15 protein-coding genes are annotated in these 19,207 nt (G+C 62.9%); 6 read left to right on the top strand and 9 right to left on the bottom strand.

The window, feature by feature from the left end:
* Window positions 1-18 precede the first annotated feature (18 nt).
* The gene (locus tag AC2JAJ_RS07280; protein WP_486416341.1) at window positions 19-1,416 is read right to left on the bottom strand and encodes an LLM class flavin-dependent oxidoreductase; all 1,398 of its coding nucleotides are present in this window, start codon (window positions 1,414-1,416) and stop codon (window positions 19-21) included.
* 300 nt (window positions 1,417-1,716) lie between these two features.
* Between AC2JAJ_RS07280 and AC2JAJ_RS07275 the strand changes: the two genes are divergently transcribed.
* From AC2JAJ_RS07275 to AC2JAJ_RS07250, 6 genes are all read left to right on the top strand, one after another.
* Window positions 1,717-3,078, top strand: a complete 1,362-nt coding sequence (locus AC2JAJ_RS07275) for an MFS transporter (protein ID WP_486416342.1) — start codon at window positions 1,717-1,719, stop codon at window positions 3,076-3,078.
* A 90-nt stretch (window positions 3,079-3,168) separates the two neighbouring features.
* Entirely contained in the window at window positions 3,169-3,975 is an 807-nt protein-coding gene (locus tag AC2JAJ_RS07270; RefSeq protein ID WP_486416343.1) for an HpcH/HpaI aldolase family protein, read from the top strand.
* Window positions 3,976-4,361: 386 nt separating this feature from the next.
* Entirely contained in the window at window positions 4,362-5,186 is an 825-nt protein-coding gene (locus AC2JAJ_RS07265) for an IclR family transcriptional regulator (protein WP_486416344.1), read from the top strand.
* Window positions 5,187-5,983: 797 nt separating this feature from the next.
* On the top strand, window positions 5,984-6,241 hold the full coding sequence (locus AC2JAJ_RS07260) for a hypothetical protein (protein WP_486416345.1): 258 nt from the start codon (window positions 5,984-5,986) through the stop codon (window positions 6,239-6,241).
* Between the two features lie 175 nt (window positions 6,242-6,416).
* Complete coding sequence (locus AC2JAJ_RS07255; protein ID WP_486416346.1) at window positions 6,417-7,175, top strand: SDR family NAD(P)-dependent oxidoreductase; 759 nt, start codon at window positions 6,417-6,419, stop codon at window positions 7,173-7,175.
* Between the two features lie 42 nt (window positions 7,176-7,217).
* Window positions 7,218-7,577, top strand: coding sequence for a cupin domain-containing protein (locus tag AC2JAJ_RS07250; RefSeq protein ID WP_486416347.1), 360 nt, complete (start codon window positions 7,218-7,220; stop codon window positions 7,575-7,577).
* Between the two features lie 169 nt (window positions 7,578-7,746).
* On the opposite strand, the gene AC2JAJ_RS07245 is transcribed toward AC2JAJ_RS07250, so the two are convergent.
* The 8 genes from AC2JAJ_RS07245 to AC2JAJ_RS07210 form a co-directional block, all read right to left on the bottom strand.
* On the bottom strand, window positions 7,747-8,652 hold the full coding sequence (locus AC2JAJ_RS07245; RefSeq protein WP_486416348.1) for an Abi family protein: 906 nt from the start codon (window positions 8,650-8,652) through the stop codon (window positions 7,747-7,749).
* Between the two features lie 700 nt (window positions 8,653-9,352).
* Complete coding sequence (locus AC2JAJ_RS07240) at window positions 9,353-9,697, bottom strand: DUF202 domain-containing protein (protein ID WP_486416349.1); 345 nt, start codon at window positions 9,695-9,697, stop codon at window positions 9,353-9,355.
* A gap of 2 nt (window positions 9,698-9,699) precedes the next feature.
* Window positions 9,700-10,098 carry a YidH family protein gene (locus AC2JAJ_RS07235; RefSeq protein ID WP_486416350.1) on the bottom strand — a complete coding sequence of 133 codons (399 nt, stop codon included), beginning with the start codon at window positions 10,096-10,098 and terminating at the stop codon, window positions 9,700-9,702.
* Window positions 10,099-10,129: 31 nt separating this feature from the next.
* On the bottom strand, window positions 10,130-11,128 hold the full coding sequence (locus AC2JAJ_RS07230; protein ID WP_486416723.1) for a formylglycine-generating enzyme family protein: 999 nt from the start codon (window positions 11,126-11,128) through the stop codon (window positions 10,130-10,132).
* A 134-nt stretch (window positions 11,129-11,262) separates the two neighbouring features.
* A complete protein-coding gene (locus tag AC2JAJ_RS07225; RefSeq protein ID WP_486416351.1) occupies window positions 11,263-12,930 on the bottom strand; it encodes a GMC family oxidoreductase in 1,668 nt (555 codons plus the stop codon).
* Window positions 12,930-14,474 carry an aldehyde dehydrogenase family protein gene (locus AC2JAJ_RS07220; RefSeq protein ID WP_486416352.1) on the bottom strand — a complete coding sequence of 515 codons (1,545 nt, stop codon included), beginning with the start codon at window positions 14,472-14,474 and terminating at the stop codon, window positions 12,930-12,932. Before AC2JAJ_RS07220 ends, AC2JAJ_RS07225 begins: the two co-directional genes overlap by 1 nt.
* 164 nt (window positions 14,475-14,638) lie before the next feature.
* A complete protein-coding gene (locus AC2JAJ_RS07215) occupies window positions 14,639-16,993 on the bottom strand; it encodes a sulfatase-like hydrolase/transferase (protein WP_486416353.1) in 2,355 nt (784 codons plus the stop codon).
* 51 nt (window positions 16,994-17,044) lie between these two features.
* Window positions 17,045-18,430 carry an MFS transporter gene (locus tag AC2JAJ_RS07210; protein WP_486416354.1) on the bottom strand — a complete coding sequence of 462 codons (1,386 nt, stop codon included), beginning with the start codon at window positions 18,428-18,430 and terminating at the stop codon, window positions 17,045-17,047.
* Between the last annotated feature and the right edge of the window lie 777 nt (window positions 18,431-19,207).

Raw genomic sequence — 19,207 nt, 5'->3', positions numbered from 1 at the left:
CCGTTGGCGCAGCGTCCCTTAGCGGGCCGCGTCGCTCAAGTGCTGGGCGCGCTGTGCCGTGGCGGGGTGGCCTTCGAGGGTGTATTTCTGGCCGAAGAGCTTTTCCCGCAGGGTGACCGGTGCCTGGTTTTCGTCCCGGACCGGGGCGATGATGCCCTGGGCGCGCAGTTCGGGCAGGGCCAGTTCGATGAAGTCTTCCCAGCCGCCGGGCTTGGTGGTGTAGCTGAGGTTGATGCCGTCGATGTCGGCTTCGTCGCGCCAGCGGCGCAGTTCTGCGGCGACGGTTTCGGGGGAACCGATGATGGTAGAACCGGTGCCGCCGACGGCGAGAAACTCTGCGATCTGGCGGGGGGTCCAGTCCCGGTCGGGGTCTGCCTTGGAGAACATGTCCACCATGGACTGGCCGGCCTTCGTGCCGACGGAGCGCAGGGGAGTGTCGAGCTCGTACTCGGACATGTCGATGCCGGTCCAGCCGCTGAAACGGGCGAGGACTGCGTCGATGGGCGCGTTGTCCACGGCCTTTTGGTACTTCGCCTGGGCTTCTTCGTCGGTGGGTGCCACCACGACGGTGAGGAGGATGACGATTTTGACGTCGCGGGGGTCGCGGCCGGCGTCGGCCACGGCCTGGCGGAGCTTGGCAACGGTGCGCTTGGCTCCCTCCACGGAGGTGCTCTGGATGAACACGGCTTCGGCGTGCTTGCCGCCGAATTCCATGCCGCGGGATGAGGATCCGGCCTGGAACAGCACGGGGGTCCGCTGAGGCGAGGGCTCGCAGAGGCCAAAGCCGGGGACGGTGAAGTGTTCACCGGAGTGGTTGATCGGGTGCACCTTGGCGGGATCGATGTAGGTCGCCGATTCGGCGTCGCGGACCACGGCGTCCTCTTCGAAGGAGCTTTCCCAGAGCTTGTAGACGACGTCCATGTACTCATCGGCCATGTCGTAGCGCTCGGCGGGGGTTAGCTGCTGTTCCTTGCCAAGGTTGCGGGCGGCGGCCTCGGAGTAAGAGGTCACGATGTTCCAGCCGACACGTCCTGCGGTGAGGTGGTCCAGGGTGCTGAACTTGCGGGCCAGCAGGTAGGGCGGCTCGTAGGTGGCCGAGACGGTGACGCCGAAGTTCAGGTGCTTGGTGACAGCTGCCATGCCGCTGATCAGCACAGTGGGGTCGTTGATGGGGAACTGTGCCGCGTCGCGCAGGGCGGCGTCACCGTTACCGCGGTAGACGTCGTGGTAGCCGACGTTGTCGGCGAAGAAAATCCCGTCGAAGCCGGCGTTTTCCAGCATCTGGGCGATGCCGGTCCAGTACTGCAGATCGGTGTAGCGGTAGCCCTGGTCCCGTTCGTCGCGCCAGGACCCGGAGGTCAGGTGGGACGGGGCGAAGACGTCAAAAGCGAAGAGGCTCAAAGGTTCGTTTTTCATGGCAGCAGTGCTTCCTTGGACTCGTGCCGGACTATGCCGTGGAGGAGATTTCGACGTTCATTTTATGAACACTGCGTTCAGTTTGGAGTGTAAGCCACCTCACTGTCAAGGCCCCTGGGTGAGAGGGATGAAACATAACAGTCGCTATTGACAGCCAATGTGGCGCATGCCATATTTTGACCACGACGTTCGAATTTTGAACGATCTCGGGCCCTTCCAGAGGCCCCCAATTCGCCCCAGGTGCTTCTCCGCCCGGCGGTTCCTCCATTCCAGACAGCACGATCCACAAGGAAGTCCATCGTGAATTCATCTGCAACACCGATCTCCGGACCATCGCTACGCTCGGACCAGTCCTACGATCCGCGGAAACGGCGGTTCCTGTACCGGCTGAGCGCCATCATCGCCGGCGGTATGTTCATCGACGGGTTCATTCTCGGTGGCATCGGATTGGTGATGCCCGCTCTGACCGCCGACCTAGGGCTCTCCGCCGTGTGGCAGGGCCTGATCGGCGCCTCCGCTCTGATCGGCATTTTCTTCGGTGGACCCATCGGCGGTTACCTTGCCGACAAAATCGGGCGCAAGCCCATGTTCATCGTCGACCTGGCAATCTTCCTGGTCGGCTCGGCCGCCCAGTTCTTCGTTGCCGAGCCCTGGCACCTCTTTGTCATCCGCCTCGTCATGGGCATGGCAATCGGCGCCGACTACGCCATCGGCTGGCCCCTGCTGGCTGAGTTCTCACCCGCTCAGCTGCGCGGCAAACTCCTGGCCTTCCAGGAAGTTGCCTGGTACGTCGGCTACCTGCTGTCCTACGCCCTCGGGTACTTCATGTCCTCGGCAATCCACGCCGACTGGCGGATCATTCTCGGCATGAGCACCATCCCGTCCCTGATCGTCTTCCTGCTGCGTCTCGGCACTCCCGAATCCCCCCGCTGGCTGCTGAGCAAGGGGCGCGTCGAAGAGGGCATGGCCGTAGCCAAGGAATACATGGAAGAAGTCGACATCGCGGAGATGCTAAACGAAAAGCAGGGCACGACAAGCTTCGGCAAGCTGTTCTCCCCGCAGTACATCAAATCCACGGTCTTCGTCTGCATGTACTGGGTCTGCAACGTCACGCCCTACTTCGCCATCGCCACGTTCGCCCCGATCGTGCTTGAAAGCCTCGGGGTTGAAGACGGACTCGCCGGGGCCCTGCTGCTCAACGGGGTCGTCGTCGCCGGTTCCCTGCTGTCCATGTTCCTCATCGAACGCGTAGGCCGTCGCAAACTCGCCATCCCCCCGATGTGGATCGCCGCCATCGCCCTGGTCGTGATCGGCCTGTTCGCCCACGTCTCGCCCATCATCATCCTGGTCTGCTTCATGATCTTCTCCTTCTTCAACGCCGTCTCGACCGCGCTGACCGGCGTCTACCCGGGAGAGGTCTTCCCGACCGAAATCCGCGGCGCGGGCGTAGGCTTCGCAACCGCTTTCTCCCGCATCGGCGCCGCCATCGGAACCTTCATCCTTCCGATGTCCGTCGCCGGCCTGGGCGTAGGCGCCACGATGCTCATCGCCGCCGGCATCTGCGTCCTGGGCGCGGTCATTTCCCAGTACCTGGCACCCGAAACGAAGGGACTTAGCCTCGGCGCAGCCTCCGCACCCCTGGGCAAAGCCGCGGTCTCCTAACTTCACCTCCAACTACTGATGCCTGGCCGGCACCCGGCCAGGCATCAGTCATCATGACTGCCCATACACCCAGATCTGCAGAGGACCATCATGAACACGTACGTTGCACGCGGGCACTCAAGCCGACAGGTAACACCGCCCCTGACCCTCAACGACGGCGGCACCCATCCGGGCGCCTGGATCAGCCTGCGAGACTCCCTGGTCATTGACGTTCTCGCCGCGGCGGGATTCGACTGGATCTGCGTCGACAGCCAACACGGCGGCCCCGAAACATCCGAACTCCAGCCCCTGATCGAGGCCGCCCACCTGGGCGGCGTCCCCTGCCTCATCCGGGTACCGGGCCATGACACGGCCACCATCACACGCGTGCTGGACGCAGGCGCGGCCGGAATTATCTTCCCAACCGTGGAGGACGCCGCAACGGCCGCAGCATTAGGCGCCGCCACCCGCTTCGCACCGCGCGGAGCGCGCAGCTACGGGCCCACACGGCTGCGCCCCTGGCAACCCACGCCCGATCCCGGAAATCCCATGGACGACGCCCGGTGCATCCTGATGGTCGAGACAGCGGCAGGTTTGGCCAACCTCGACGACATCCTGGCCACCGGACCGGACGCCATCTTCGTCGGCCCCTACGACCTCTCCCTCAGCCTTGGCATCACCTTCGAAGAACTTACCGGCGAAGGCCCTGACGGGATCCTCGCAGATATCGCCCGCCGCTGCAGCGCCGCCGGCATCACACCCGGCATCTACGCAGGCGAACTGGAGCTGGCCGACACCATGAAATCACTTGGCTTCCGCTTCATGCCCACGGCCACCGACACCGGGCTACTGGCCGCGGCAGCACACACCGCCGTCCTAGCCTCCACACCGTTGAAGGCAGAAAAAGCAGTCATCTGAACCACCAAAACCTCACCAGCCGCGCCTGCCCGCCGAGCACTGCTCTCTGATGTCACCATGCCCTGTGCATCTGCATCCTCCTGGTGGCCCCGACTCACTCGGGCCCACCAGGAGGCTGCATTTAATGGATAAGACCAGCCCCTACCTGCAAGATCCCTCCGTGTGGCGTCCTTCATGCCAAGAAGCTCAGCCGCAGCGCGGAGCCTTGCCCGCGCCATGAAGACCGAGACGACAAGCGCCGGCGGTTCCGCAAGGACCTGATGCCCACGTTACGGCACGCTCCTACTGAACGTCCCGTTCGAAACCACGGGGAAGAGCATAGGATGGGTTCAGACACCAGTCAGGGCGGCGTGCGCCCTGACACGCGAACCGAATCGGGGACCGGTATGGCAACGGAAACAGACGTCGACGTGCAGGCGGCAGTGGCGGATGAAGAGCAGGCGGCCGCGGCCAGCGACGCCGTGGACCTCACCAACAAGTCAGTCGTCAAGGCCACTGTCCTGCTCACTGAGCTCGGACGCCACCGCAAAGGCATCACCGTCACCGAGCTGGCGCAAGCGGCGGGAATGACCCGCCCCACCGCGTTCCGCCTGCTCCTGAGCCTGGAACAGACAGGCTTCGTCGACCGCGTGGACAACCGTTACATGCTCGGATGGCAGATGGCCCGGCTCGGTCGCCTCGCCGACCCCTACACGGGTGCCGTCGCCCGGATCCAGCCCATCCTTGACGAGTGCGCAACCACCCTCAACGAAACCATCAGCTTCGCGATGGTCCGAAGCGAAACGACGTATGACGTCATCGCCGAAGCATCCGGTTCGCGCTACCTGAATGCCTCGCACCTTTATGTGGGCGGAAATTACCCGGCCCATGCCAGCGCCACCGGCAAGCTCCTCCTGTCCGAACTCACCGATGACGAAATCGCCGCGAGCCTTCCGGACAAACTCGAGTCATTCACCACCCGGACCATCACCAACCGGAAAGCCCTCCTAAAGGAGATCCGCGACGTCCGGTCCAACGGCTATGCCGTCATTGACGAGGAACTTGAAGAAGGCCTTTTCGCCGTCGCCTACCCCGTACGTGACGATGCGGACGCGCTCATTGGCGTGCTCGCCGCCCAGGGTCCCGTCCAGCGCTTCCGGTCCGAAAAGCTGCAGGAAGCCATCGAAGCACTGCGTCAGGCTGCCGCTGAAGTGGCCAAAGCCCTCTCCTAAGCGCCGACCACACGGGACGCTTCCGCCATTGCAAGCAGTGTCTCCACCGACGGGTACTTCCACTCCACATACCGCACAGGGACACCAATGCGCTCCGCGACTACCCTGTGCGTGACCGCCCCTGGTCCATGACGCCGGGCCATTTCACTGACACAGGCAATTAGCGCCTCCGTTGTGCGCTCGTGCCTGTCCCGAATGATTTCGGCCACCGGCCGGCGGGGCTTTCGCTTCGGCAGCTGGCGCCGGTACTTCATCGTCACTCCATCAGGTCTCACGGCTTACGCCGCAACTATTGAACGTGGCGTTCATTTAGTGAACACTTATTTATTGTGTCCCCGATCACGTACCCGACGCAAACGGGCGCACGACCTAGCCACAGGAAATGGAGCACAAGGATGTATCGTCACCCAATCACCACCCGCACCCGCCGCAGCGTTGTCGCGAACAGGCCCGCGCCCGATTGGTCCCAGCTCTCAAAAAATGATGCGGTACAAGTGGCCCGCAGGGACGGCACGGTAACAACCGGCCGTATCGACATGGTGGCCCTGGACCGCAAAATCTTTTGGATCATCCAGGACGGCGGACTCGGGAGGGTCATGGTCTGCAGCGCCGACCGGCCACAAGTCACCGTCATCGCCCCGCGAAAAATACAGAATAAAGCTTGCCCTCCGACGTGAGGCGTGCCACAATCATTCTACGTTCATCTTTTGAACGTCACGTTCATTCTTAAGGAAAATGGCAGTGACCGTCATTGAAACACGGCCGTTTCAATGACCCTGCATAGAAGGGAAGATCTCATGTCAATCTCTCTCGGCCATCGGGCCATCTTCAACGCATTCGGCCACCGCCACACCGCCATCCGGCCCGTCACTGTGGCCGCACCTTCCCCCAGGAAAGACGCAGACGTACCGTCCACAGAAGGGACAGGGGAGTTGAAGTGCTCCCCATGGGAGGGTCTCTATCTTGACCAGGCACAACCGGTAACGGAAGCGCCCCAGGCCGCGACCCACCGGGAGCTTGAGTCGTTCCTTGCCAGCCTGATGTACGGCGAGTAGGTCAAGGCCCAAGCCCTTGAGCACCCTGTTGTACACCGAAGCCGCGGCAGGATCTGTCCAGGCATCCGCAGAAGACGACTGCGACTCCAACAACTGCTTCTATTGCACCAGCCCCGAAACGGACTAAGCCGAAGCGGTATGGCAAACCCTGCCCCAACGACAACTTAGGAAAACCATGCAGCTCGAAGGCTCAATAGCACTGGTCACCGGCGGGGGACAAGGCATAGGCCGGGGCATCACCGAGTGCTTCCTGAACGAGGGCGCCCAGGTCGCCGTGGTCCAGAGGCGTCCGCTGGACCGGGAACTCGATAGCCATCCCGCTGTTCTCGGTATCCAAGCAGACCTCACCGACCCCGCCGTGATCCCGGCCATCATCCAGCAAACCGTTGGCCGCTTCGGTGGCCTTGACGTACTGGTTAATAACGCCGGCATCATGTTCGAGCGAAGCGTCTCCGATATTCAGGCGGACGAATGGGACCGGATGATCGCGCTGAACATGCGCGCGCCACTGTTCCTCACGCAGGCCGTCCTGCCGCACATGCGCAAACGAGGCGGCGGATCCATCATCAACATCGGTTCCATCGAAGGTCTGGCCGCCAACCCCGAGCACACCGTCTACTGCGCTTCCAAGGCCGGGATACACGGGCTCACGAAGGCCCTGGCAATCGACCTGGGCGCTGACAACATCCGCTGCAACGCCATAGCCCCGGGCTGGATTACCTCAGAACTCAGCGAAATATATTTGGCATCCCAACCAGACCCAGCCGCCGCACGCGAGGCCCTGCATGAATTGCATCCGGCCGGACGACTCGGAGAACCCGCCGACATAGGCAACCTCGCCGTCTTTCTGGCAAGTAATCGAGCAGGTTTCCTCACCGGTGGGGTCATCACCCTCGACGGCGGCAGGACAGCGAAACTGCCGCTGCCGTTCTGACCGCACCGCCCACCACCGACGACAAGGAAACACCACAGAACGATGAGCGCCGAAGCACAAATTCTCCGTTCCCTAAGCACCCTGTCCTTCCCGGACCTCGTCGAGAAAGCAACAGCGGTCAATGGATCTAAACCAAAAGATGCCACCGATAACGCATTGACGATCAACGCAAGCCTGGTCGACCTCGGATTCTGGGAGTGCTCTCCAGGCAGCTTCAAGACTGCCCGCAATGGCGTCAATGAAGTGATCTTCGTGCTCGAGGGCAAAGGCACTCTCGTTTCGGATACCGGTGAACGGGTGGACCACAAAGCTGGCGATATCGTGCTAATTCCGAATGGCTGGAGCGGTGTATGGGAGATTCACGAGCACTTCAAGAAGCAGTACGTCACCATGTCCGTTTAAGCCGCCCTTGTCCTGCAGTTGCGCACTTGGCCGGGGTCATTTGCGGGCAAACCAGGCCCATAAAGGTTCGATCGCAGCCCTAAAAGCCAGATCCCCTCAAACGCCGATAATGGAGATTCCGTCAAGTTGCGTGGGTTGGTAATCCCACACCTTGGCGTGCGTCGGGCTGTTAGGACCAGAGTGGGGATGTGGCCCAGTGAGGCGGGGCTCCAATATGCGAGATGGGGAGTAGCTGAACATCAGGATATGAGCGCAAGACGGCGGGAAGGAGCTGGAGGCGACCTACATTGAGTGTCTGCAGCATGTGCTGGATGAGGGTGAGCTGGCCGAAGGTCCGGTTCATCTCTTGGCGGGCATGATCAAGTCCAGGCAATTGGCCGACGTTTGGGAGTTTAGGCTTTAGTGCGTGGACCTTGTTGAAGAGTCTTCCGTGGTGGGCGCAAATGTTTCTCAGGACGTTGAGTGACTTCATCCAAGACTCGAGCTGTGGGGCGGTAAGGCCAAACATGTCCGCGATGTCGTCTTGGATCTGTCGGGGTGAGAAACCATACAGGTAGGTGAGTGCTCCCCAGTCGAGGATTTCAACGGCTGCCCATACGGGAAGAGTGCCACCGTACTTGGCATGATGGTGCTTGACGAAGTCCTCCTTAGAATCAGCCAGGCTCTTCTTGTACCGCTGCATCCATGTGGCATAGGAGGTGCCCTGGCCTGCCCTCGGTCCAAGAAGCGCCGGCTTGAGGTGGGCGCATTCGTCGATCGTTCCTAGGGCATGTCCGAGTAATGCCCGCAATGCCAACTCGATCGGTGTGAGGGAGGCGAAGGTCGCTGTTCGGAGACTGGCATCAAAGCTATAAAGCCTTACGACGTCAGTGAATGTTGTTCCGGCGTAGAAGCTGTCGTCCCGGCCTGCAGGTCCCTGGCACCTGAATGAATACCAATAGCCGCTCAAGCGGTAGTAGTTGATGTGCTGTAGCTGCTGGATAGCAGCTTCCCTATCCGCGATGCCCATCCCTCGGGAGGCTAGGAGGTCGACCTGCTCCGCGTAGGTCTTGTAGGCCTTAACGTGTGCGGGCAACTGAGCCTCCTGCTCAGGGAAAGTGAAGACCGGCCCTGGACCTACCGAAGTAGGCGGAACCGGTCGTAGTGCCTTGACTATACCGGTTTTCCGAATGCGGCTCCAGTCGAAGCAGCAGCTGTCAGGTGCGCCGGCGTCAGAATAGCGTGAGATTCCAATTCTATGACAACGGCTCATGACGTTCTTAGACTTCATGCTGACAGCCATCGGGCGCGGCGAAGCTTGGCTGGTGAAGCCCCGAACAGTCGAAGCCTCTCAAAGGAACTGTAAGTAGTGAAACGCGCTGCTGAAGTGCGCCTGCTTTGACTTGGACCTGAACCCAGAACAATTGGGTGCCCTGTCCACGCTCCAAATCCTCCCTTGTCAGACGGCTATGCACGTCAGGTTGGGGTGTACTTCCAGCTGACAGATGGACCTCCAACCGCACGACAAAAAGGCTGAGCACTTTGAGACCTGTGGGCCATCGAGTGCGGGTTATGAGGCCGTCATGGTTGGCTGCGATGCTTCTGAACAGGGCAATGACAGCCCTTACCCGAGCAAGACGTTGCAACTCGCGCGGAACTACAAGCCAGTGCTTGCGGAGTACCGCGACATCGTCTTTCAATACGCGCGTGAGACGTGGATCTGCGTCGGCCATATAGAGAGGCTGCCGGAGCGGGAAGCCCCGGGTTCTGCCCCTGGATTTAGCGGTCACTGTCAGTCAGGTGAGGGGCATGAAGAGAACGGTGTAGACCCCGAGCACTGCCAGGATGAGCACACTGGCGGCTACTGCTGCCGTCGATGCAATGTCCGGGGCCATTCTTTCGTGTTCGATGCCGCGAACGGCGCGGTGGAGGCGGCGCTTGCGGGTGAGGTTGATGGCCAAGGCGGTGAGGACGGCGCCGGCGACGAGGGTGCCGGCGAACCAGCCGTGGTGTGGCATCCAGCGGAGAAAGACGGCGGCGGCGACCACCATGGACAGTGTGGTGCGGCCCCAGGCGAGGTCCGTGCGTTCCGGTTGCACGCCGGGGTCGCCGTGCCGTGGGGAATTGATCTGTGCCTGCACGGTCAGGCGGTGCGGATGAGGACGAAGACGATCAAGGCGGCCGCGACGAGCGCGGCCCCGGTGCCGAGGATGGGGGCGATCCAGGGCAGCGGCAGGGGAATCTTGTGCCGCATGGCACGTTCGACGTTCAGCCAGCGGAAGAACGATCCGCCGCCGATGATGAGGGCGAGTACGAGCAGGAGCACCGCCATGGTGCGCCGCAGTTCCGGACCGAAGAGATCGGCCATGAAGGCTTCGACGGCGACGCCGCCGGCGAGCAGGGCCAGGGACGTGCGGATCCAGGCCAGGAAGGTGCGTTCGTTGGCGAGGGTGAACCGGGGGTCCGGCTCGGTTCCCCCGCTAAGGATCCGGGCGGAGAGACCGCTGAGTTCACCGCGGTTTCCGGGGTCTGCATCTTCCACTTGTGTTTCCTTGTTGTCGAGGGTGATGGCTTCAGCTCAGGGCTATGGTGCGAAAGCCCAGGTTGCCGGAGGACGATTCGGGGGTGTTGGAGGTGCGTGCTGCGACGCGGTAGCGGTTGCAGTAGGAGTCGTGGCAGAGGTAGGAGCCACCGCGCATGACGCGTCCGGCGCCGATGGTGGGTCCTTGCGGGTTGTGGCTGGGGGAGTTGCGGTAGTACTTGGGCAGGAACCAGTCCGCGCACCATTCCCACACGTTGCCGGCCATCTCATACAGCCCGTAGCCGTTGGGCGGGAAGGACCGGACGGGGGCAGTGCCGGTGTGGCCATCCTCCTGAGTGTTGGCTGTGGGGAAGGTGCCTTGCCAGATGTTGCAGCGGTGTTCTCCGTCCGGGGTGAGCTCGTTGCCCCAGGCGTAGCGCATTCCGTCCAGACCGCCGCGTGCGGCGTATTCCCATTCGGCTTCGGTGGGAAGCCGGCGGCCGGTCCATCGGCAGTAGGCCAGGGCATCGTTATGGGACACGTGCACGACTGGGTGGTCCGGAATGTCCTGCCAGTTCGAGTTTGGCCCGGTGGGGTGGGCCCAGTCGGCACCGCGGATGTTCAGCCACCAGGGCGCTCCGGCGGCGGTTCCGAGGATGTCCTGCCCGGTGGCGGTGGAGAGCAGGTGGAACACGGCGGAGGAGCCGTACTGCTCAGCTTCCGTGCGGTAGCCGGTGGCTCCGATGAAGGCCGCGAACATGTTGTTGGTGACGGTAGTCGCATCGATCCGGAAGGCGTCCAGACTGACGTCATGGACAGGCGCCTCCCCGTCGTTTGGGTAGCCTTCCCGGAATGCATCGCCCATGGCGAATGTCCCCCCGGGAATTTCGATGCTGTGGGGGGGCTCCTGCGCGCTCAGGCCAGCGCTGTGGGAGGATCTGGCCTGAGCAGCCCCCGGCTGCAGCGGTGACCGGGACGGTGTACAGCACCCCTTCGCCTCGCCGGTCGTGAAGGGGACGCCGCCGGATAGGTCTTGTGTGGAGTCAGTGATAGGCAGGTTCATATTTCCTCCATGAGTCGGGCTGATTCCCGAAGTGGTGGGCCCTGAGGCGTTTGGCTCGGTCCGTTGCCGCTGCAGGATGGCCTTGCCGACGGGGGCGAGGCCACCCTGCAGCGGGACTGGGCTCAGACGCTTGCGGGAATGTGCTCTTCACTTGGCGCCATTGTCTTGGATTCCCCGGCGATGAGTTCAGCTGCCCGTTCTCCGATCATATACACGGTGAGGTTGGGGTTAACCGTAACGAGTTCGGGCATCACCGAGGCGTCCACAACGCGGAGGCCTGTGACGCCCTTGACCCGCAGCTCGGGGTCAAGCGGGGACATCTCGTCGTCGACGGCGCCCATGCGGACCGTTCCGGCGGGGTGGTAGACGGTGTTGTGTGTGCGCCGGATGTAGTCCTGGATCTGCTCGTCAGTCTGGACGCCCGCTCCGGGGAAGAGCTCCTCGCCGGCCCACTCCGCAAGCGGAGTCTGGGACACGATCTCCCGTGCCTTGCGCAGACCGGCGGTCATGATCCGCAGGTCATATCCTTCCGGGTCGGTGAAGTAGCGCGGATCAACCCGCGGCTTGTCCCGGTAATCCCGTGAGCGAAGGCGCACGGTTCCCCTGGAACGGGCGTGCGTGACGTTCGGGGTCAGGCAGAACACGTTGTCGGCTGTGGGGTAGCCCTGCCGGAAGGTGTGCATGTCGAAGTTGACGGTGCCGTAGTGCATCATGAGGTCCGGCCGGTCGAGGCCGTCGTCGATTTGGGCGAAAACCCCGATTTCCCACCACTGGGTCGATTCGGTGACCATCGGTTTCTTGGCCTGCCATTGGATGACGGCCTCGGGGTGGTCCTGGAGATTGGCGCCGACCCCGGGCGCATCTACGAGGATCTCCACCCCCACCTCGCTCAGGTGCTTCGACGGGCCGATTCCTGAGAGCATCAGCAGCTTGGGGGAGTCGATGGCCCCGGCGGAGACGATGACTTCGCGGGAGGCCCTGACTGTCCTGGGGGCGCCGAAGGCGCTGTCGACCACGTCGACGCCGACGCACCGCTTGCTGTCGTCGAAGACCAACCGGGTGGCGTGGGTGGAGTCGAGGATCACGAGGTTTTCACGGTCTGCGGCAGGGTGCAGGTAGGACACCGATGAGGATGCCCGCTTCCCGTCTTCTGTGGCGTTGATCTGGAGGAAGTTGCTGCCCTGGGTCACAGTCTTGCCGGCATTGAATTTGGCGCGGGGGATCCCGGCGGCCTCGGCTGCCTCCAGCAGTGCCACACCGCAGGGATCTGCCGGGGGCACGTTGCGCAGCCGCACCGGGCCGTCGTGGCCGTGGTGGTCGCCCTCGTCGGCGTTGTTTTCGATTTTCTGGTAGATCCGGAAGGCCATTTCGGCGTTCCAGCCTGCGGCGCCGTACTTGGATTCCCATTCGTCGATGTCTTCTGCCGGTGCCCAGAACGCGATGCACGAGTTGTGCGAGGAGCACCCGCCCAGGACCTTGGCGCGGGCCATCCGCATGAATGAGTTTCCGTTCTCCTGTTCCTCGATCGGGTAGTCCCAGTCGTAGCCGGATTCCAGCAGTTCCATCCAGCGGTTGAGGGTGAGTACTTCGTCGATGCCTTCGTCCCGGGGGCCGGCCTCGATTAGGGCCACCCGGACTGTCGGGTCTTCGCTCAGGCGGGCCGCGACCACGGCGCCAGCCGATCCCGCACCTATCACTACATAGTCAAAATTCTGCTCTTTTGCGCCGTTCAACAAATTTTCCTTTCTGGGTGTGCCGTTAGCCTGCGGTTCGTCGTGTGTCGTCGCCATTAGCAGGGGAACCAGCCGGTGACAGCGGGTCGCAGGTTCTGGTAGACGTGCTTGATTTCCTGGTACTCGGCCAAGCCTGTGGGGCCAAGCTCGCGGCCGGTCCCGGACTGCTTCATTCCGCCCCATTCGGCCTGGGGCAGGTAGGGGTGGAAATCGTTGATCCAGATGGTGCCGTGGCGCAAACGGCCCGCCACCCGTTGGGAGCGTCCGGCGTCCTGGGTCCACACTGCACCGGCCAGCCCGTAGATCGTGTCGTTGGCGAGGGTTACCGCCTCGTCTTCGGTGGTGAAGGTTTCGACGGTGAGGACCGGGCCGAATGCCTCTTCCGTGAGTACGCTCATGCCGCTGTGCACGTTGTCCAGGACTGTGGGGTGGTAGTAGTACCCGTCTTTGAGTTCGCCGGTTCCCTTCCGCCCGCCGCAGCGCAGCCGTGCTCCTTCTGCCAGACCTGCTTCCACGTACGCGGCGACCTTGTCGCGGTGTGCGGCCGAGATCAAGGGCCCGGCGTCGGCGTCGGTGTCGAAGGGCCCGCCGAGGCGGATGTTTTGGGCGCGGCGCACCAGCTCGATAACAAAGGCCTCTGCTACGGATTCCTCGACGATCAGGCGGGCGCCGGCGGAGCAGACCTGCCCTGAATGGACGAAGGCGGCGTTGAGGGCGTTGTCGACGGCGGCATCGAAGTCGGCGTCCGCGAAGACGACGTTGGGATTTTTCCCTCCCAGTTCCAGCGCTACTTTCTTGACGGTCTCTGCCGCCTGGACAGCGATCTTCTTGCCGGTGGCCAGGCCGCCGGTGAATGAGATCAGGTCTACGTCCGGGTGGCTTGCCAGCGGCGCTCCGACGACGGCTCCCGGACCCAGGACGAGGTTCGCCACCCCCGGTGGCAGGCCTACTTCGTCCAGGACCTGCATGAGCAGTATCGCCGTGTGCGGGGTGAGCTCTGCGGGCTTGAGGATGAAGGTGTTTCCGGCGGCCAAGGCCGGTGCGACCTTCCATGCGGCCTGCAGGAGGGGATAGTTCCAGGGCGTGATGAGGCCGCATACTCCGACGGGTTCGTGGACGATTCTGCTGACGACGTCGGGACGACCGGCGTCGACCACCCGGCCTGCCTGCTGTCCTGCGAGTTTGCCGAAGTAGGTGAAGCATGCGGCGACGTCGTCCATATCGATCTCTGATTCGACCAGGCGCTTACCCGTGTCCAGGGACTCCGCCCGGGCGAATTCGTCCCTGCGTTCCCGAAGGCGGCGCGCCACGGCCAGCAGAAGGCCTCCGCGTTCAGGCTCCGGCACCGAGGACCAGAGACCCGCGTCATGGGCTGCTTTGGCTGCCTGGATCGCGGAGATGGTGTCGGCTTCCCCGGCCTCAGCAACGAGCCCGACTGCAGACCCGTCTGCCGGGCAGGTGATGGGGCGTGTCTTTCCTGACTGCGGGGCGACCCATCGGCCGCCGATGAACAGGGTTTCCGTTCCGGCAGGGGTTCCTTCGGCTATTAATAGCTCAGGTTCGGCGTGTGGTGATTTCTCGCCCAGATACGTTTCAGACATTATGTTGTCCTTCATCTTCATAAAATTGGTCCCCGGGAGGGCGCAGTGTTGCGGTGCCCCGGGGAGAGGCACTGGTGGCGGGTGCCGGGCCCGGACAAGGGTTGGTTAGGTCCGGGCCCTGCGCTGCCCATGGGGGAGAGGGACACTCTCCTCCCGCCGCTGGGTTACTGGTGGGCCAGTGCCATGCGCTGACGGTCTGCGGCCGTGAGGTGCTGGTCGTGGCCCTCGTCGCGCAGGTCGATGCGCACGGTGTGGATAGTGCCGGTGAACGCATTGTCGACCGGAAGGTAGTCGTCGGTGACCGGTGTGCCGCGGTCGACGCCGATGTTGAGGGTCTCATCGAAGGAGAAGTAGTAGGCCGTGGTCTGCTCTACCCTGCCCTTGCCGACGATCTTGCCATCAGCGGCGAGCCGGATTTCCGCGCCCTTGCCGATGCCGCCGCCGTCGTACTGGAATTCCAGGGTGACTTCCTGGGTTCCCGGCACGAGGAGCTCGTCTGAGCGGACGATGTAGAGGTCCCGTCCGTAGCAGTTGTGGGCGTAGCTGAGCCGCCCGTTCGCCACGTAGAGGGACCAGCCGCCGAAGCGGCCTCCCTGCGCTATCAGGACACCTTCGGCGCCGCCGTCGGGGACGTCAACCCGCGCGGTGACAGTATGTGACCTGTTCTTCACGTTCAGGGTCGTTTCTTCGGTGAAGCGTCCCATGCCGGCCCGATAAGTCACCGATGTCCGGTCGCCGAGGAGGTCGATCCGTCCGGCAACCTCGGGGTTTTCCCGCTCCGTCACCCGGTCATCGAGCGGGAACACGTTGTACTTGCTGGCCTCGATCAGGAACAGCTGCTGCAGCTCCCGCAGCTTCTCCGGGTACTTGTCGGCGAGGTTGTGTGCCTGGCTCCAGTCGGTCCCGATGTCGTAGAGCTCCCAGACATCCTCGTCGAAGGAGGGCAGGCCTTCCGGGACCATTTCCCAGGGTGTGCCGTGGCGGGTCACTGCCGTCCAGCCCTCGTGGTAGATGCTGCGGTTACCGCACATCTCGAAGTACTGGGTGCGCCTGCGGTCTGCAGCTTCCGGGGAGTTGAAGGTGTAGACCATGCTGGTGCCCTCTATAGGCTGCTGGGTCACGCCGTTGACCGTGACCGGGTGCGGGATCCCGGCTGCTTCGAAGATGGTCGGGGCGATGTCGATGACGTGGTGGTACTGGTGCCGTATGCCGCCGCCTTGGCGGATTCCGTTGCCCCAGCGCATGATCATGCCATCGCGGGTCCCCCCCAAGTGCGAAGCGACCTGCTTGGTCCACTGGTAGGGGGTGTTCATGGCCAGCGCCCACCCGACAGGGTAGATGGCATATGTGGTCGCGTCACCGAGGGCGTCGAGTTCCTGGGCCATCGCCGCGGTGCTGTCTTTGAAGCCGTGGCCCACCAGATGCTCGCGCATTGTGCCTTCAATGCCGCCCTCACCGGAAGCACCGTTGTCGCCCAGGATGTAGATGAAGAGGGTGTTGTCCAGTTCGCCAAGTTCGTCCAGGGCATCAACGAAGCGCCCCACCTGGGTGTCCGTGTGTTCGGCGAATCCGGCGTAGGTTTCCATGAAGGCGGCGGCTACCTGGTGCTCGGTGTCGCCCAGTTCATCCCAGTGCGGTACGACATCGGCCCATGGGCTCAGCTCGGCGGATTCGGGGACAACGCCCAGTTCCTTCTGCCGGGCCAGGGTCACCTCGCGTTGGGCGTCCCAGCCCTGGTCGAAGCGGCCGCGGTACTTGTCCTTCCACTCGGGAGCGACGTGGAACGGCCCGTGGGTGGCGCCAAAGGCGATATAGCTGAAGAACGGTTTCTCCGGGGTGAGGGTCTTCTGGGTCTGGACCCAATTGATAGCCTGGTCGACCAGGTCTTCTGAGAGATGGTAGCCGTCTTCGGGCCGGCGTGTCGGCTCGATCGGGGTTGTGCCGTCGAAGAGCTGCGGGTACCAGTGGTTCATCTCTGCGCCCATGAATCCGTAGAACTTATCGAAGCCCTCGCCGACGGGCCACCGGTCAAACGGCCCGGACGGGCTGACTTCCCGGGGCGGGGTCTGGTGCCACTTGCCGAACGCGCCCGTGCTGTAGCCGTTCTGGCTCAGTGTCTGGGCGATCGTGGCGGCGCTGGCCGGGCGGAATCCGGTGTATCCGGGGGCTGAGGTGCTCATCTCGGTGGTGACACCCATCCCGACGGAGTGGTGATTCCTGCCCGTCATCAGGGCCTGGCGGGTCGGTGAGCACAGGGCGGTGACGTGGAAGCGGCTGTAGCGCAGCCCTTCTTCGGACAGTTTTTCCGCCGTTGGCATCTCGCAGGGACCGCCGAAGGCACTCGAGGCTCCGAAGCCCATGTCATCGATGAGGACGACCACCACGTTGGGGGCGCCGTCCGGTGCCTGAAGAGGGGCGACGGGGGTGAAGGGTGCCTCTTGCTGATGGATTCCCATTGCCGCGGTGACCGGCTGGCTTCTCCTGGCCGGGATGGGGAGGATGTCTCGGATTTCATTCATCGTATTCTTGCTCCTGTCGTAGGGCTGATGCGGGGCAGTCGTGCGGGAGGTTCAGAGGTCCGAGCCGACTTTGGGGGTTGTGGTCGGTGTCAGGGGCGGAACGACGTCGATGGCGCCGGTCTCTTCCAGCGAGCGGCTCCGGGTTTCTTCTGCCCACGCGATGCAGGCGAGGAAGCCGATGAAGGTGATGCCGGCTCCGATGAGCATGGTTGCCGAGGTTCCGAGGGTTATCAGTGAGACCGGGACGAGGAAAGTGCCCACGGCGGCCCCGAATCGTGTCAGGGCGACCGCGACGCCGACAGCTGCGGCACGGATCCTGGTCGGGAACAGCTCGTTGGGGTAGGCCCATTCCAGGATGCTGGGACCGCCGGAGAAGAGGGCGTAGAGGCTGAAGAAGGCCACGATGAGGGGGCCGGGTGCGTTGGTCCACAGTCCGAGTGCGATCAGGGGGAGCACCATGAGTCCGAAGGACCAGATGATTGTTTTGCGGCGGCCAATGGTTTCCAGGAGCTTCATCGCGGGCACGCACCCGAGCGCGAACACCAGGTTGATGACCGCTGTTCCGAGGTTGGCGAGGTTGCCTGCGCCCATGCCCAGTGAGCCGAGCAGTTGCGGGCCGAAGGTGAGCAGTGCGAACAGGGGGATGATGGCGCAGGTGAAGAAGATGATGATGAACAGCATGCGGCGCAGGTAGATGCCACGGAAAAGGTCGATGACGTTGCCACGGGATTCCCCGGTAAGGGGCAGGCTGCCGGTCAGCTCTTCGGCGGTTACGCGGACGTGGAGGGAGTTTTCGATGACGCGGCGTGCTTCGTCGACGCGTCCGGCGCCTACCAGCCACCGGGGGGATTCGGGCGTGCCGATGCGGAGCAGGAAAACGATGAGTGCCAGGATCGCTCCGCTGCCCAGCATCCAGCGCCAGCCGTCGCTGCCCATGAATTCGTTGATCAGGTAACCCACGAGGTAGGCCAGGGATGCGCCGATGTACCAAATGATGATCACCGCGCTGAACATTCCGGCCCGCCGTTTCCGAGGGAGCCATTCAGAGAGCAGTGAGGTCGCGATCGGGTAGTCCGCGGCGATGGCGGCGCCGATGATGAACCGCAGTGCGATCAGCTGCCAGGCTTCGGTAGCGACTACCGAAAGGGCCGAGGCGACGACGAGCACGAGCAGGTCGAGGGTGTACATGGGCTTGCGGCCGATGCGGTCGGTGAGAGGCCCGCAAATCAGGCCACCGAAGAACATCCCGATAAGGGAGGCCACCCCAATCGTTGCTTCAACGCCCGTGTCCAGGTGCATGTGGCCGGTGATCCCAGGCAATGCGATCCCCACGATAGCGAGCAGGTAGCCGTCAAGCAGTGGGCCGCCTGAACATGCGGCCGTGAGTTTGCGATGGAAACCCCGGACAGGTGCATCATCAACAGCAGTAAAACTCATGGATTTGATCCTCAAAAATAGTTGTTACGTGCGCCTCTTGAACCGCTCAGGCACAGCGGTCAAGGACAGGCGGACCGGGAAATTACTTTTCGATCAGGCCTTTCATCACGGCCCCGTTCAGCGAGGTTGGTTCACTGAGGTCGAGGGCAAGAATTGACGCGTTATCCTCATTCGCTCCATTGCGAAGTGAGCGGCTGCTTTGACCCAACCGGATAAAGCGTCCTGTGCAGGCCGTGCGGGGCAAAGACGGAGAGTCGGGAACGAGGCACTCTGCATCTTCCTGCCTCCTTTGTCATTGCCAATGCATGGAAGGAATTCATTCAGCGCTTACAGAAATGCAAGGGTTACCTCACTTCTGTTCGCGATTCGCACGAGGTTGCGTTCTCCGCAACTTCCGCTTTTAGTGTTACTTGGATCACCCAGCGCGTCAAGAGTTTTACGCAAGTTGGAAGCTTGTTTCTTCCAGGCAGCAAGGCCTCCTGCGGCTGCGGCAAGGGTGGCTTCGCTGGGAGAGAAGCTTTGTGAGCTTCGCGTGCGGCTCAAATCTGAACACGTGCTGTCGTCGTGCTGATCGACGAAGCGTTTCCGGCGGCTACGGCGGTTTTGCGCCTCGTCCCTTCAGCCTGCAAACGCTGTCGCAGGTGACTGTTTCAGGCGGCGTCGGTGACAGGATCTGCGATCCGCCCAGCCTGCCGCGGGACTGCTGGAGCTGTGCTCGTGGCGGGATCCCCCACACATGATCCTGCAACCTAAAAGCCAACAAGGAAGGTATGTCCG

This window comes from Arthrobacter sp. MOO21, from assembly GCF_057369995.2.
The sequence above is the reverse complement of the archived record's forward strand: the minus strand, read 5'-3'. Positions and strand labels throughout refer to the sequence as shown.